Source organism: uncultured Campylobacter sp., from assembly GCF_938017705.1.
Taxonomy (GTDB): domain Bacteria; phylum Campylobacterota; class Campylobacteria; order Campylobacterales; family Campylobacteraceae; genus Campylobacter_B.
Map to the genome: position 1 here is coordinate 1 of NZ_CALIIS010000094.1, position 14,235 is coordinate 14,235.

General features: G+C 47.6%; 14 protein-coding genes and 1 pseudogene. 7 read left to right on the forward strand and 8 right to left on the reverse strand.

Going from position 1 to position 14,235, the window contains the following annotated elements:
- Positions 1–383, forward strand: a 383-nt coding sequence (locus tag Q0605_RS04805) for a Type 1 glutamine amidotransferase-like domain-containing protein (protein ID WP_298704730.1), incomplete at its 5' end; no start/stop codon positions are given.
- Positions 384–588: 205 nt separating this feature from the next.
- Here the strand turns inward: Q0605_RS04805 and Q0605_RS04810 are convergent.
- The gene (locus Q0605_RS04810) at positions 589–1,494 is read right to left on the reverse strand and encodes an AraC family transcriptional regulator (RefSeq protein WP_298704732.1); all 906 of its coding nucleotides are present in this window, start codon (positions 1,492–1,494) and stop codon (positions 589–591) included.
- Between the two features lie 225 nt (positions 1,495–1,719).
- Here Q0605_RS04810 and Q0605_RS04815 point away from each other — a divergent pair.
- Together Q0605_RS04815 and Q0605_RS04820 are read left to right on the forward strand one after the other, a co-directional pair.
- A pseudogene (locus Q0605_RS04815) lies at positions 1,720–2,739 on the forward strand (alpha/beta hydrolase).
- A gap of 52 nt (positions 2,740–2,791) precedes the next feature.
- Positions 2,792–3,208: a cyclophilin-like fold protein gene (locus tag Q0605_RS04820; protein ID WP_298704735.1), complete on the forward strand. Its 417-nt coding sequence runs from the start codon at positions 2,792–2,794 to the stop codon at positions 3,206–3,208.
- 88 nt (positions 3,209–3,296) lie between these two features.
- Here Q0605_RS04820 and Q0605_RS04825 read toward each other — a convergent pair whose 3' ends face one another.
- From Q0605_RS04825 to Q0605_RS04855, 7 genes are all read right to left on the reverse strand, one after another.
- Positions 3,297–5,015, reverse strand: a complete 1,719-nt coding sequence (locus tag Q0605_RS04825) for a proline--tRNA ligase (RefSeq protein ID WP_298704738.1) — start codon at positions 5,013–5,015, stop codon at positions 3,297–3,299.
- Complete coding sequence (hemA, locus tag Q0605_RS04830) at positions 5,005–6,561, reverse strand: glutamyl-tRNA reductase (protein WP_298704740.1); 1,557 nt, start codon at positions 6,559–6,561, stop codon at positions 5,005–5,007. Before hemA ends, Q0605_RS04825 begins: the two co-directional genes overlap by 11 nt.
- Positions 6,561–7,559 (reverse strand): polyprenyl synthetase family protein, encoded by a 999-nt coding sequence (locus Q0605_RS04835; RefSeq protein ID WP_298704742.1) that lies wholly within the window; start codon positions 7,557–7,559, stop codon positions 6,561–6,563. The genes hemA and Q0605_RS04835 overlap by 1 nt, the downstream gene beginning before the upstream one ends.
- Positions 7,559–7,804: a DUF2018 family protein gene (locus Q0605_RS04840; protein WP_297962070.1), complete on the reverse strand. Its 246-nt coding sequence runs from the start codon at positions 7,802–7,804 to the stop codon at positions 7,559–7,561. The genes Q0605_RS04835 and Q0605_RS04840 overlap by 1 nt, the downstream gene beginning before the upstream one ends.
- 294 nt (positions 7,805–8,098) lie before the next feature.
- Complete coding sequence (locus Q0605_RS04845; protein WP_298704744.1) at positions 8,099–8,365, reverse strand: hypothetical protein; 267 nt, start codon at positions 8,363–8,365, stop codon at positions 8,099–8,101.
- Positions 8,366–8,741: 376 nt separating this feature from the next.
- The gene (locus tag Q0605_RS04850) at positions 8,742–9,656 is read right to left on the reverse strand and encodes an HAD family hydrolase (RefSeq protein WP_298704746.1); all 915 of its coding nucleotides are present in this window, start codon (positions 9,654–9,656) and stop codon (positions 8,742–8,744) included.
- Positions 9,657–10,016 carry a hypothetical protein gene (locus Q0605_RS04855; RefSeq protein ID WP_297962354.1) on the reverse strand — a complete coding sequence of 120 codons (360 nt, stop codon included), beginning with the start codon at positions 10,014–10,016 and terminating at the stop codon, positions 9,657–9,659. It abuts the gene before it with no gap.
- A 191-nt stretch (positions 10,017–10,207) separates the two neighbouring features.
- Here Q0605_RS04855 and Q0605_RS04860 point away from each other — a divergent pair, with 191 nt between their 5' ends.
- From Q0605_RS04860 to Q0605_RS04875, 4 genes are all read left to right on the forward strand, one after another.
- Positions 10,208–11,479 (forward strand): aminotransferase class I/II-fold pyridoxal phosphate-dependent enzyme, encoded by a 1,272-nt coding sequence (locus Q0605_RS04860; protein ID WP_298704748.1) that lies wholly within the window; start codon positions 10,208–10,210, stop codon positions 11,477–11,479.
- Positions 11,479–11,892, forward strand: a complete 414-nt coding sequence (locus Q0605_RS04865) for an Rrf2 family transcriptional regulator (protein ID WP_005870604.1) — start codon at positions 11,479–11,481, stop codon at positions 11,890–11,892. Before Q0605_RS04860 ends, Q0605_RS04865 begins: the two co-directional genes overlap by 1 nt.
- A gap of 9 nt (positions 11,893–11,901) precedes the next feature.
- Positions 11,902–12,816 carry a cysteine synthase A gene (gene cysK / locus Q0605_RS04870; protein WP_295151870.1) on the forward strand — a complete coding sequence of 305 codons (915 nt, stop codon included), beginning with the start codon at positions 11,902–11,904 and terminating at the stop codon, positions 12,814–12,816.
- A 702-nt stretch (positions 12,817–13,518) separates the two neighbouring features.
- The coding region (locus Q0605_RS04875; RefSeq protein ID WP_298704750.1) for an AAA family ATPase at positions 13,519–14,235 on the forward strand (717 nt) is incomplete at its 3' end.

A 14,235-nucleotide genomic window follows, 5' to 3' on the forward strand; every position in this document is an offset into this window, starting at 1 on the left:
CGGCGCGGGTGCTTTACGTAAGCGGCGGCAACACCTTTTATCTTTTGCGCGAGCTTAAAAAGAAAGGTCTAGCAACCCTCATCGCCGGTCGCGTCCGAAGCGGCGAGCTCATCTACGTGGGCGAGTCGGCGGGCGCTATGATCGCAGCTCCCAGCGTGGAGTACGCGAGCGTGATGGACGATGCGGGCGACTACGGGGCCGCGGCGCAAACTGGGCTTGATCTGGTTAAATTTTACCCGGTGCCGCACTACGGCGAGGAGCCTTTCGTGCAAAGTGCGGCCGAAATTTTAAAAATTTACGGCGGCAAGCTAAATTTGGCGCCGATAAATAACGCCGAAGCGATCGCGGTGCACGGCGATAAATTTGAAATTTTAGGACGTTAAATTTAGACGCGTGCCATTCTAAGAGCACGCCTAAATTTAGAAAACGGCGCTTAAATTTTATGCGCTAAAGCCTGCGTAAAATTTAAAAACGGCGGAGCTTGAGGCGAGCCGAAAAATGCAGCTAGCGGTGCGAGCTAAATTTTACCGCCAAATTTAAATAGCCCTTTCCTCTGCCTTTTTCGTCAAATTTAGATCAAATTTAAACTTACGCCACGCCGGAGCGTAGAATTTCGCTGTGAATTTTAGGCGGCACGCCAAACATCCTTGCGTATTCGCGGCTAAACTGCGACGCGCTCTCGTATCCTACGTCAAAGGCGACCTGCGCTACGCCGATATTTTTGGTCGCGAGCAGATTTTTTGCCTCTTCTAGGCGGATCTTTTTTTGAAATGCGATGGGACTTAGCGAGGTTACGATTTTGAAGTTATGATATAGCGAAGACTCGCTCATATCGCAAGCGCACGCGACCTCTTTCATATTTAGCTTTTGCGTAAATTCGTTTTTTATCTTTGCGACGGCATGCAAAATTTTATTAGAAACGCTGCCTTGCATAGCAAATTTATTTAAAAAGTAGCCGCTTTTATCGCTTGTTACAAGGGTATAAAGGATCTCTTTTTTAGCAAGATCTGAGAGAAATTTGATCTTTTCTTTTGGCTTTTCAAGCAGCAAGATAAAGCGCAAAACAGGCTCTAGTATCTCCTCCGTAAGATCGCCGAAAAATACCCCTTTTTGGCTTTTTTGCATGTTATCTTCTTTTATCTCGACGTTTTTTAGCACTTCATAAATTTCATCCATGCTAAAATTAAGGGTAAGCGAGATATATGGCCTCTCTTTTGAGGCGTCGGTTAGGCTCACTCTTAGAGGCATATAGGTCGATGTGAGCAGATACCTTTGCTCGTTGTATCCGCTCATCTCATCGCCAAAACCCACCGATTTTGCCCCCTGCAAGATAATGCACAAAGATGGATTGTAGATCACATTGATAAAATCATGCGTCTTTTCGCTGATGTAAAAATCAAGCGAGTCGATGTCGCTTTGAACAAGGCCGTTTACGCCGTATCTATCTAGTAAAAACTCTTTTGTCTGCTCTTTTAGTAAATTTAGCTCGCTCATCTTGCTTTCCGCCTCAAATTTTATGAAATTATACCCCTTTTTAGAAATTTTACAGGATTAGGCATGAAATTTGGAGGATCGTTCTAACGTAAAATTTAAAATCCTGCTAGAATGCACATTACAAAACAGCTTGTAAAGCTAAATCAAAACCAAAAGGACAAAGATGTATCTTAAGAAATTTGCAGCGGCGCTTATAGCGTCAATTTTATTTTAGGAGGCAATGCAATGGCAGGTGCAAACGTGGCAAAATCACCGCTAGAGGCGGTTTCTATGGTTAGCGAGTGGGATAAAATTTTCGCCAAAAGCGATAAGGTAGATCACAAGAAAGTCAAATTTAAAAATCGCTACGGCGTGGAGCTAGTAGGCGATCTTTATACACCTAAAAATTTAAAAGGCAAAGCCGCTGCGATCGCAGTTAGCGGGCCTTTTGGCGCGGTAAAGGAACAATCAAGCGGACTTTATGCGCAAACGCTAGCTGAGCGCGGATTTATCACGCTTGCCTTTGATCCAAGCTACACGGGCGAGAGCGGCGGCGAGCCGAGGAATTTAGCAAGCCCATAGATAAATACCGAGGATTTTAGCGCGGCGGTTGATTTTATAGGCCTTCAAGACAATGTAGACCCTGAACGTATCGGCATTTTAGGCGTATGCGGCTGGGGCGGTTTTGCTCTAAATGCGGCTCTTAGCGATCCTCGCATCAAGGCGGTTGCAACCAGCACGATGTATGATATGACGCGAGTGGTAGCAAAAGGCTACAACGATAGCATAGGCGCGGATGAGAGATATGAGACGAAAAAGAAGCTAGCCGAGCAACGCTGGGTCGATGCTAAAAATGGCAAACCGGCATATACTGGTGCGATAAACGTTGATCCAAAAAAGATAGATGCAAGCACGCCGCAGTTTATAGCTGAATATGCGGACTTTTACCGCACGCCGCGCGGATATCACAAACGCTCTGTAAATTCAAACAGCGGAGAGAGCGGCTGGATCGTTACAAATCTTATCTCGTTTATAAATATGCCGATCCTTGCTTACGCAAGCGAGATGAGAACTCCGACTCTTATCGTAGCCGGCGAAAAGGCGCACTCAAGATACTTTAGCGAGGACGCTTTTAAATCGCTTGGCAACAAAAATAAAGAGCTAGTTATCGTCACTGGCGCCGTGCATACAGACCTATACGATAACAAAAACAACAAGATCCCATACGATAAATTTGAGGAATTTTTCAAAGCAAATTTGAAATAACCGCTGCCCCTGCGCTTTGCAGGGGTAAATTCGAGAGATAAGGAAGGTAAAAATGAGAAAAATTTTAGCCATCTTTATGCTTTTTGCAGGGATAAATTTAGTGGCTGGGGAGAAAATGCGTAATTTAAAGATAGTTCTAAAAAGCTCTAGCAGCGAAGTCACTGCTGTCTTAGACGACACGATCGCTGCAAGGAGCTTTGCCGCACAGCTACCGCTAACGTTAAATTTAAGCGACTACGCCGGACACGAAAAGATCGCCAAACTGCCAAAACCGCTTGACGTAAGCGGCGAGCCAAAAGGACGCGACGGCAAAAGGGGCGAAATCTCTTACTTTGCTCCGTGGAATACCTTTGTGATCTACTACGGCTATCAACCCTACTACGATGGTATCGTGCGTCTAGGCGTGATAGATGGCGATGTGGGCTTGGTTGTAAAAGACGGGCAGATCAGGATAGAGCCAGCAAAATAAATCCGCCGTAGCCGCAAAAGCGGCTCGCAAATTTTAAAATATGGCGGCAAAATTTAGCCCAAATTTAGGGCTAAATTTCACGTGCTTTCTAATTTTTCTCAGCTAATTTTCTCTCGATAAGCTTTAAAATTTCATCCGCGCTTAAGCTCTGCCGCTTTAGGCCTGCACGGGTGATGAACTCGACGCTTCCTTCTGCTAGGGCTTTGCCTACGAGCACTGCGTACGGAAAGCCCATCAGTTCGAAGTCGTTCATCTTCACGCCGAAACGCTCCGCGCGATCATCAAGTAGCACGCGCACTCCGCGCGCGCGGCACTGCTCGTATAGTTTCTCGGCAAATTCTACTGCCGCCGCGTCTTTGTGATTTGAGATGATGATCTCAAGCTCGAAAGGCGCCAGCTCGCGCGGCCACACGCAGCCTCGCTCGTCGTGACTGCTTTCGATCGCCACGGCGATTAGGCGGCTTGCGCCGATGCCGTAGCAGCCCATGTAAAACGCACGAGCCTTGCCGTTTGCATCCAAAAATCGCGCTCCCATCGGCTCGGAATATCGCGTGCCGAGCTGAAAGATATGGCCCACCTCGATGCCTTTTGTGATGCCAAGCTCGCCGCCGCAGCACGGACATGCATCGCCTTCGCCTACGGCGGCGAGATCCGCGAAGCGTGATTCGTTAAAATTTATCACGCTAGCGCCCACGTAGTGGTAATCCGGCTCATTTGCGCCCGCGATCATCTCGCGCGCTCCTTTTAGCTCGGCGTCGATGTAAAATTTCGCTCCCTCGCCGAGCCCAAAAGGTCCGCAAAAGCCCGCCGTAAAGCCCGCTCGCGCGATCTCCTCCTCGCTGGCATCGACTAGCTCAAGCGCGGCGCAGGCGTTTTGCGCCTTGGTCTCTTGCAGCTCGTCGCAGCCGCGGATAAAAAACGCTACGATCTCGCTGCGATCCTCGTATAGCGCTTTTTTGATCACCGCTTTGATAGTGTAGAATTTATCCACTTTGAAAAATTCCGCCACCGCGTCGATCGTTTTCATCGCGGGGGTTTTAAATTTCATCATACCGTCGGTTTCGGGCGCGGCGGCGTTCGTGGTTTTGGGAGCACGGCGCGCAGCCTCGATGTTTGCGGCATACTCGCAGCGCTTGCACACGACGATATCGTCCTCGCCGTTATCCGCTAGCACCATAAACTCCTTGCTGCCGCTGCCGCCGATCGCGCCGCTGTCCGCATCGACTGCGCGAAAATTTAACCCAAGCCGCGTAAAGATCCGCGAGTACGCCTGCCTCATCACCTCAAACTCACGCTTCATATCCGCAGCATCTGCGTGGAAGCTATAGCCATCTTTCATTATAAATTCGCGTCCGCGCAGAAGCCCGAAGCGAGGGCGCGCCTCGTCGCGGAATTTCGTATTGATCTGATAGATATTTAGCGGCAGCTGCTTGTAGCTCGTGATCTTATCCGCTACCATCAAAACCGCCGCCTCCTCGTTGGTAGGGCTTAGCACGAAGTCGTTATCCTTGCGGTCTTTGAAACGCAGCAGCTCCTTACCGTATTTGGCGTAGCGACCGCTTTTTTTCCACGCATCCGCGGACGTCACGACGCTAAAAGAGACCTCCTGCGCGCCCGCAGCGTCCATCTCCTGCCTGATGACGGCGCAGATCCGCTCCAGCACTATCTTTCCTAGCGGCAAAAAATTATAAAGCCCGCTGCCCAGCTGCTCGATAAATCCCGCGCGGATCAAAAGCGCGTGGCTAGGTAGTACCGCGTCTCTGGGGGCCTCTTTTAGGCTCGGAGCGAAAAGCTTGCTAAATTTCATTCTGTCTGTCCTTTTTCTCGTTTTCTTGATTTAAAAATTTTTCGTAGTTTTCTTGCAGTTCAAAAATTTCGACCAGCGCATTTACTACGCCGTCTGCATCGTCCGCTTCGCCAAGGTTTTTCAAATTTACCGTCGGAGCGTGCAGAAACGCTTTAAAAACCTGATGGATCAGCTTGCGCGCTTCCTCCGCATCGCTATGCTTTAGATAACCCTTTTTAAGCGCCTTGGCTAGCTCTAGCTCGGCTACTTGCTTCGCGCTTTGGCGCAAAGCCTTGATGATCGGCGTGGATGCCGCCGCCCTCAGCCATTTGAAAAACTCATTCGTGCATTTTGCCACGATCGAGTAAGCGATCTGCGCCTGCTCCTCGCGAAGCAGCAAATTTTTCTTTACGATCTCCTCCAGATCATCGACGCTATAAACCTCGACGTCTTCACTTTGGGTGAGCTCTACGTCGCGCGGCACGGCGATATCGAAAAAATATCGTTTAAAGCTTTTGGGCTCTAACAAGCTATCGGTAATGATCGGCTCTTGCGAGCCCGTAGCGCTGAAAAATAGGCTATTTACGTTTAGATATTTTTTGAGATTATCAAGGCTATCGATTTTAATACGGGATTGTACCTGCGCGGAGGAATTTGCGCAGGCGGTGGAATTTTTATCGTCCTTGGGATTTTCGCCTGCTATGCGAGATTCATTGCTGTCTGTAAAAGTCTCTTTATTAAAATTTACGCCGTCTTTGGAATTTTGTTTTTGCGCGGGATTTTCGCCCGCGAAATTCGCGACATTTCCGGAATTTAAGCCGTCTGAATTTTTTCCTGTGCCGGGATTTTCATCCGCGTAATTTTTCGTATCCAAGGAATTCTCGCCAAGTAGCGAGGCGGCCAGCCTCTGCGCGCCGGCTAAATTTCGGTTCAAGATCGTGATATTAGCGCCGTTTGCGAGCAGGTGCTTGCACGCTAGCTCGCTCATCTCTCCCGCGCCTACTACCACGGCGTTTACGCCCTGCAAGGAGCCCAGTCTATCCTTTGCCATCGCCACGGCGACGCTTGAGACCGAGATCGGATTTTTTGAAATTTCGGTTTGGTTGCGGATGCGCGCCGCGCACTTTAGCGCTTCATCTATCGCTCTTGCGATCTGCGCGCCGGCGCGAGCGTTTTGCATCGCGAATTTATAGGCGTCTTTGAGCTGGCCTACGATCTGCGTTTCGCCCACTACGAGGCTATCAAGAGAGGCTGCGACGGCGAAAAGGTGGTGTATCGCGCCGTAATCCTCGTAAATATCGGCGCGCTCGGCTAGCTCGTCGTAGCTCACGCCGCTTACGCGCGAAAGTGCCAAAAGCACGAACTTTTGCGCTTCATCAAAGTCGCTTACGACGGTAAAAATTTCTACTCGGTTGCAGGTGCTAAGCACCAAACACTCCTCTATCGCGGAGTTTGAAGCCAAAAGGCGCAAAATTTCTTTCTTGCGCACATCGTTTGAAAACGAAAGTTTCTCGCGAACCGTGATATCCGTGTTTTTGTGGGTGAAGCTCACGCTCATATACGCCATCAAAACTCCCTATCTATCATATCTCGCACGATTTGCTCCAGCTTGTCGTTTTTAAATTCCGCCACGGCTTCGAGCGCCTTTTGCCCGTAGGCACGAGCTTCGTTTATACAGCGCTCGATAATGTCGTGCTCGCTAAGCTTCGCTTTGATCCATGAAATTTCGCTCTCGCGCAACTGCTTTTTAAAAAACGATTTTAGCTTTTGCCGCTGCGCATCATCTAAATTTTCGTATAAATAGATGTATGGCAGGGTGGTTTTGCCCTCCGCAAAATCGCTCAGGCTCGGCTTACCGAGCGCTTCTGAGCTTTGCGTCACGTCTAAAATATCATCGATTATCTGAAAAGCAAGCCCCAAATTTTTGCCGTATTCGCCGAATTTTGCACTCGCGCTTGAAATTTTATCATGATCTTTCGCAGCACTAGAGCTTGAAATTTCGCCCTCGTTTTCTGTGCGGCTCATATCTGAAATTTCGCCGCGATTTTCCGCGCCGCCGAATTTTAAAAACGCCCCGCAGCGCGCGACTTCTTCGATCAAAGCGGAGGTTTTTAGATAGATCATCTGCAGATATTTGCTCGCATCGTCGTTGAAATCGTCGCTTAAGCTAACATCCATCAGCTCGCCCACGGCCAGCTTCGTAACGGCGCCCGAAAGCGCGGCGGCGATGCGGCTTTCAAATTTAGAAAGCTCAAAGTATGCCTTGGAATAGAGTATGTCGCCCAGCATCACGGCGTTTTTGGAGCCGTAGGTGGCGTTGATCGAGGGCTTGCCGCGGCGCACCGAGCTTTCGTCGATGACGTCATCGTGCAGCAGGCTTGCGGCTTGAATGAGCTCGATGATCGCGCACAGACGCAGTGATTTTTCATCTTTTTGCGCGATGTTTAGTAGCAGCTTGGAGCGCAATTTTTTACCGGGGCTTAGCCTATCAAACATCTCGCTAGCGGGCTCGTAGCCGCAGTCTGCGATGAAGCTTTTCATAATTAAATCGATTTGATCTTGCATTATTCGTTGTTGCTTAGGATATTCCCGCTCATTTGCAAAAATTTGTCGTTTAGCTCGTCTTGTAGATCCTGCTGCGCGATGAAGCTTTCGATCTCGCGCTCGCTAATGCCGCGCGTTTCGCAGAGCCGCTCACAGGCGATGAGGCGGATTAGAGCTTCTTCGATTTCGTTTTGCACTAAAGTAGGGCTTGCAGCGGATAAAATTTCAAAAAATTTCTCTCTTGGGCTACCTTCAAAAATATCCATTTACCTTCCTTAAAATTTCGCGATTATAGCAAATGTAAAATTTAATTTAGGTTAGGGCGCGGCAAACTATCGGGGGCTTTTAAACATGAGTAATTACGCAGATTTTGCACTTGCGTGTGATAAATTTTAAGCTTAAGCGCGGGATTTTGGGCTTTGAATCTATAAATTTTAAAATTTTACTTGTTTGCGAGATAGGCAGAGCGAGCGGAATTTAAAAATTTAATCTTGGTCGCGTGGCAGATTAAACGCGAAGCTTTGCAGAAGGTGGAATTTTAAATTTACAGATAAGCAGCTTTATTTTTTTGCGGAAATTTTAAAATTCTTTGGCGCGAGTGAAATTTTAGGTTTCGCTTGAGCGGATAGAATTCCGCTTTGTTTAAACGGTAAAATTCTTGAATTTCGCGTAGGCGGAGAGGATTTTTGCTTTGCTTGTGCGGTAAAATTTTGATTTCTGCGCGGCGGATAAATTCTACTTATGCAAAATCTACTCGCGTGCATAACACAGATCAGGCTTTTTAAAATTTTAAAATTCCGCCGCTTTGCGAGAATTTGAAATTTCATGGACGCAGCAAAATTCCAAAATCGCGTTTGCATTAAATTTTAAGTCTGGTTTTCGAGGCAAATTTTAAATTAAGCCGCGAGAGAGCGTCTTTAAATTTTTAAAATTCCGTCACCTTTTACAGATAGAATTTCATTTTTCACGCAGATAAAATCGCGCACCACAAAAGCTACTTTTAAAATTTTAAATTCCACTCGCGCAGATGAAATCCCAGTTTCTCATGCTAGTGGAATTTTTCGCGCAAGGATCATTTTTAAATTTTAATTGCGCTTGCGTTGCACGCGAAGATGGAATTCGCTCCGTTTTAAGAGCCTAAGCGTGATTTTACCCTGCTACAATACTACTTTTAATTAGCTATGCCTCAAAAGCCAGGCTGCTTTAAATTCCGCCGATGATTTCGCGCGCTTGCGCGATGCTTAGGGCATTACGGCTTAGTTCGCTAGGCTCGCCAAACCCCCAGCATACCTGCAAATACTCAAGTTTTGCGCCTCTTAGATCTGCCAAATTTGCTTGAAAGCATCGCGCCGCCGCAGTTTGTGAGTCTTCCGTCGCTTCTGCTTTTGCGGAAATTTTGGCGCCTTTAAAGCTTAGCGTTGCCGCTCCGTCAGCATCTGTGTCGTTAGGGCGGAATTTTTCATCTGCGTTAAGATTTTCGCCGCAAGAGCTTAATCCTCTGCTGCTAGCGCTGAAATTCTTTCTACTAGTGTCACGGCTGGCATTTAAGCTCTCGCCGTCATTGCCGCCTTGAAATTCTAAATTTTGTAAGAATTCCGCGCCACGGATTGCGGCTAGCTCATCTTTTTTGCTATCACCTAAAAAAATCGCGTTTTTGTGCGGTGAGCATGCAATTACGTGTAGCAGCATCACAGGGTTGGGTTTTGATGGCATCTGCTCGTTCGCGCCTACGACCAGATCAAATAGCCTGCGCACCCCCGTTTTTTCTAAGATCGCGCTTAGGGTATAGGAAGGCGCATTAGAAGCGACTGCGAGAAAAAATCCTGCTTTTTTGCACGAGTGCAAAAGATCTTCGATACCTTCGTAAAGCACGGCGAAATCGCGGTAATTGCTTACGAATTCTTTTTCAAAAAACGCAAGCTCTTCGGCACTTGCTTCGGTTTTTCCATAAAATTCCAAAAAGGCGTTCTTGCTCGGATCGTTTATCGTGCGGACGATGAAATTCTTTTGCAGCGGTGCTAGACCGTAGAGCTCGCGGCGAGTGTTATTGACGCTGATTTCGATCGCGCGCGAGGAGTCGAGCAGCGTGCCATCCATATCAAAAATCACGGTTTTCATCTAATAATCCTTTAAAAAATCGATTTTGTGCTTGTCTTTTTTGTAACTCTTATTATTTTTGAGCTTTTGCAAAGCGTTTGCTTCATGCTGCAGTGCCGATCTAAACGCAGCATCGCCGATCTGTCCTGCCTCGCTAGCATCAAGGACGTTTTTAGCAAAGCTCTCAAGCGCCTTGGTGTAGGGACTATCGAGATTTGTAGCGGCCGCTTTAGATAAAATTTCATAGTTTTTAGCTATTCGCTTCGCAAAAAGCTCTGCGTCGAAATCCTCGCGCTTTAGCAGTGCTACGGCGGATTTTACGAAGCGTTCTAACGCGCGGATATATTTAACGCGCTCATCTTTTTCTTTGATTTGCATGATTTTTCCTTAATTAAAGCGCGCATTATAGCAAAATTCGAAATTTTGGCAAAATTACGCATATTGTAAAACTATATTTTAATAACATTTTTTCTATAAATCCTGTATTATAGGCATTTTAAAATCATATAAAAATACTTGACTTTATTTTAAAATTTAGCTATTATTCGTCAAATTTTTTACAAAGGACGAAAATGCAAAAAGAAACCCTCGCAACTCACTTCGGTTACGATTCTATCGCCGGCTACGGCACAATGGCGGTTCCGATCTATCAAAGCACCGCGTTTAACTTCGGTTCTAGCAAAAAGGCTGCCGATCGCTTCGCGCTGCGTGATCTAGGACCGATTTATGGGCGTTTGACAAATCCTACTACTGATGTTTTTGAGGCGCGACTTGCGGCGCTGGAAAACGGCAAAGCTGCAATCGCGGTCTCTAGTGGGCAGGCGGCGATATTTTTTGCGGTGGCAAATTTAGCCGCAGCGGGCGAAAATATCATCATCGCCGAGAAAATTTACGGCGGCGCGACCACGCTTTTGGCGCACACGATCAAGCGTTTTGGCATCGAAGCTAGGGTTTTTGACTCCGAAACGGCAGATAATTTGGAAGGGTTAATCGACGATAAGACTAGAGCGATCTTTTTTGAGACGCTTTCAAATCCTCAAATTTCAGTTGCAAATACCGCTAAAATCGCTACAATCGCAAATAAGCACGGCGTAGTAACGATTGCGGATAACACGATCCCAAGCCCTGCGCTTTACAATCCGCTTGATGACGGCGCCGATGTCGTAATCCACAGCGCTAGCAAATATATAAGCGGGCAGGGGCTTAGCATCGCAGGCGCGATCGTTTCGGGCAAAGGATTAAATTCCAAACTCAAAGGCAATCCGCGTTACGCGCATTTTAACGAGCCTGATGATAGCTACCACGGCTTAGTTTATGCAGATTTAGTAGATAATTTCGACATTTATACGCTTAGGATTCGCTTGTCCTTGCTTCGCGATATTGGTGCGACGCTATCGCCGTTTAACGCGTTTCAGCTCATCCAGGGGCTTGAAACACTGCCGCTTCGTATGCAAAAACACTCGCAAAACGCGCTAAAGATCGCAGAATTTTTGCAAAATCATCCGAAGGTAAAGCAGGTCAATTATCCGGGGCTTGCAAGCTCGCCGTTTAATGCCGCGATCAAAGCGAAATTTAAAAACGGCTATGCAAGCAGTCTGATGAGTTTCATCGTAGATAGCGAAGAAACAGCGCTAAAGGCGGTTAGTAAGGTTAAAATTTTCTCTGTCGTAGCAAATATCGGCGATACGAAGTCGATCATCACTCATCCTGCGAGCACGACGCATTCGCAGCTAAACGAGGAGCAGCTAAACCGCGCTGGCGTGCCTGCGAGCTTAATCCGCCTAAGCGTGGGTATAGAGGACGCGAATGATTTGATTTCCGATCTTAGCGAGGCACTGAAATAATGGCACTTTTAAGCACAAAGGGCGTTTATGGGCTGGCTGCAATTTTGCAGATCGCCAAAGCTAGCGAAGTAGCGCCGATAAGTATAAAAGAGATAGCCGAGCGTACGGGAGTTTCTAAGAATTATTTGGAGCAAATTCTAAATACCCTTAGAAACGAAAAGCTAGTGTGTAGCATCAAAGGTAAAAACGGCGGTTATCACCTAGCCAGAGATGCTAGTGAGATTTCTTTCGGTGAAATTTTTACCGCTCTTGAAAAGGATCTGCGGATGACTAGCATTCAGATGAGCGATCCCGGACTGCGGGCGTTTTTTGAGAAATTCGACGTTAAGCTGGCAGAGATATTTAACGAGCCTCTAAGCAGCTATGAGGAGATGATGGCGCGAAGCGTCCAGTATTTAAATTTCAGCATTTAAAGGAAAAATATGAAAATAGCAAACGATGTTACGGAGCTCATCGGCAATACTCCGTTAGTTAGAATCAATACGTTTGGCAAAAATGCCCTCATCCTAGCCAAGGCGGAATTTTTAAACCCAAGCCACTCGGTCAAGGATCGCATCGCGTGGCAGATCGTAAAAGACGCGCTAAGCTCGGGCAAAATCGATAAAAATAGCGTTTTGATAGAGCCTACCAGCGGAAACACGGGCGTGGGGCTTGCGATGATCGCGGCGAAGCTCGGTATGAAGCTCATCCTAACGATGCCAAGCTCGATGAGTATCGAGCGCCAAAAGCTCATCGCCGCATTCGGGGCTAAAATCGAACTAACCGATCCAAAATTCGGAATGAAAGGCGCGGTAGATAGGGCAAATGAGCTGGCTGCGAGCACTCCAAATAGCTTTATCCCGAGCCAGTTTGATAACCCAAGCAATCCAAAAGCGCATTTTCAAAGCACTGGACCTGAAATTTGGGAGCAAAGCGGCGGTAAGGTAGATATTTTAGTCGCGGGATTTGGTACCGGCGGCACGCTCAGCGGCACGGCGAAATTTTTAAAATCTAAAAATCCAAACCTCAAAGCCTACGGCGTGGAGCCTGCTAGTTCGCCGCTTCTTACGTGCGGCAGTGCGGGCGGCCATAAAATCCAGGGCATCGGCGCAAATTTTATCCCTGATAATCTTGATAGAAGCGTCATCGACGGCTTTTTGAGCGTTGAGAACGACGATGCGTTTGCGGCAGCTAGACAGCTGGCACAAAAAGAGGGCTTGCTCGTGGGCATCTCAAGCGGTGCGAACGTTTATGCTGCCGCGCAGATCGCTGCCAAGCCCGAGAACAAGGGCAAAGTGATCGTTACGATCCTCTGCGATACCGGCGAGAGGTATCTTTCTACCGAGCTTTTCAAATAGACGGCGGTTTTTGCACGAGCAGGCCGTTGGCGCGGTAATTTTACGCATTTTATGCAGACGTGCAGCTTTGCGCGATTAAATTTCACGCTGACGCCGGAATCGGTGCGATGAGTTTTGCGCGATTGTGCGGGTTATTGCAACGATTACGCGATTATATTTTACATTTTTGCGTTACGTAGGCGATAGATTTACGCGATAATTTCTGCGCGGGCGAAGCGATAGTCGCGATGGTTGCGCGATGAGTTTATGTGAGCATAACGATTTTTTGCTTTGTCGATTTTACGTTTATTGATTTGTTGATTTATCAGCTCGCCGCCCGTCGCGAGATAAAATTTAGCCCCAAAATGGACTAAATTTTAAAATTTTATCTTACGCGCCGAGCTGATTTCGGGTGCGCTATGTATAACGGCGCGGTCGCGCAATACGCAGGCATTAAATTTTAAAACTGCTAAGGCCGCTAAATCTGCGCGATCCGTACGCCGCAAAATTTTATATCGCCAGCCCGCGCACGGCATAAAATTTTAAAATCCTACTGAAATTTTTAAGCTCGCTCGCGCGGCTAAAATTCCAAGCCCGCGTCGTGCATAAATTCCAAACTTCGCTGTAAATAAAATTTCAAAATTCCGCCCTTTAAATTTAGCCGAATTTCAAAATTTAATCATAAAAACGCTATCATCGGGGCAAAATTTTTAAGGTTGCAAAATGAGTTTGAGCTTGAAATTTCGCCCCAAAAGCTTAGAGCAGATCGTGGGGCAGGGCAAGATCGTGGCGGTTTTTAAAAAATTCGTCGCCGCAGGCAGCATCCCGCACAGTATATTTTTCGGCGCCGCAGGCAGCGGCAAAACGACGATGGCGCGCGTGATCGCAAGCGAGCTAAACTACGATTTTTACGAGCTTGACGCCACGAGCCTGAAGGTTGAGGATATCCGCAAAATTCTATCCTCGCACGCCGGCTCACTCATCAAGCCGCTCATTTTCATCGACGAAATCCACCGCCTAAGCAAGACGCAGCAGGAGGTGCTGCTAATCCCGATGGAGAACTACGCCGCGATCATCATCGGCGCGACGACGGAAAATCCGCAGTTCGTGCTAAGTAGCGGCATCCGCTCGCGCTCGATGATCTTTGAGTTCGAGCCGCTTAGCTACGAGGATTTGGAGGCGCTTTTGGTGCGCGCTCAGGGCGAGATCGGCTTTGAGATGGACGAGGAGGCGCGAAAATACCTGCTAAACTCCAGTAGCGGCGATGCAAGGAGTATGTTAAACCTGCTGGAATTTGCGCTTTTGGCAGACAGCGCCATTACGCTTGATACGCTTCGTACGCTGCGTGCAAATGCCGTAGCTGCGGGCGTTAGCAGCGACGACGTGCATTACGAGCTTGCCAGCGCGATGATAAAAAGCTTGCGCGGAAGCGACGCCGAC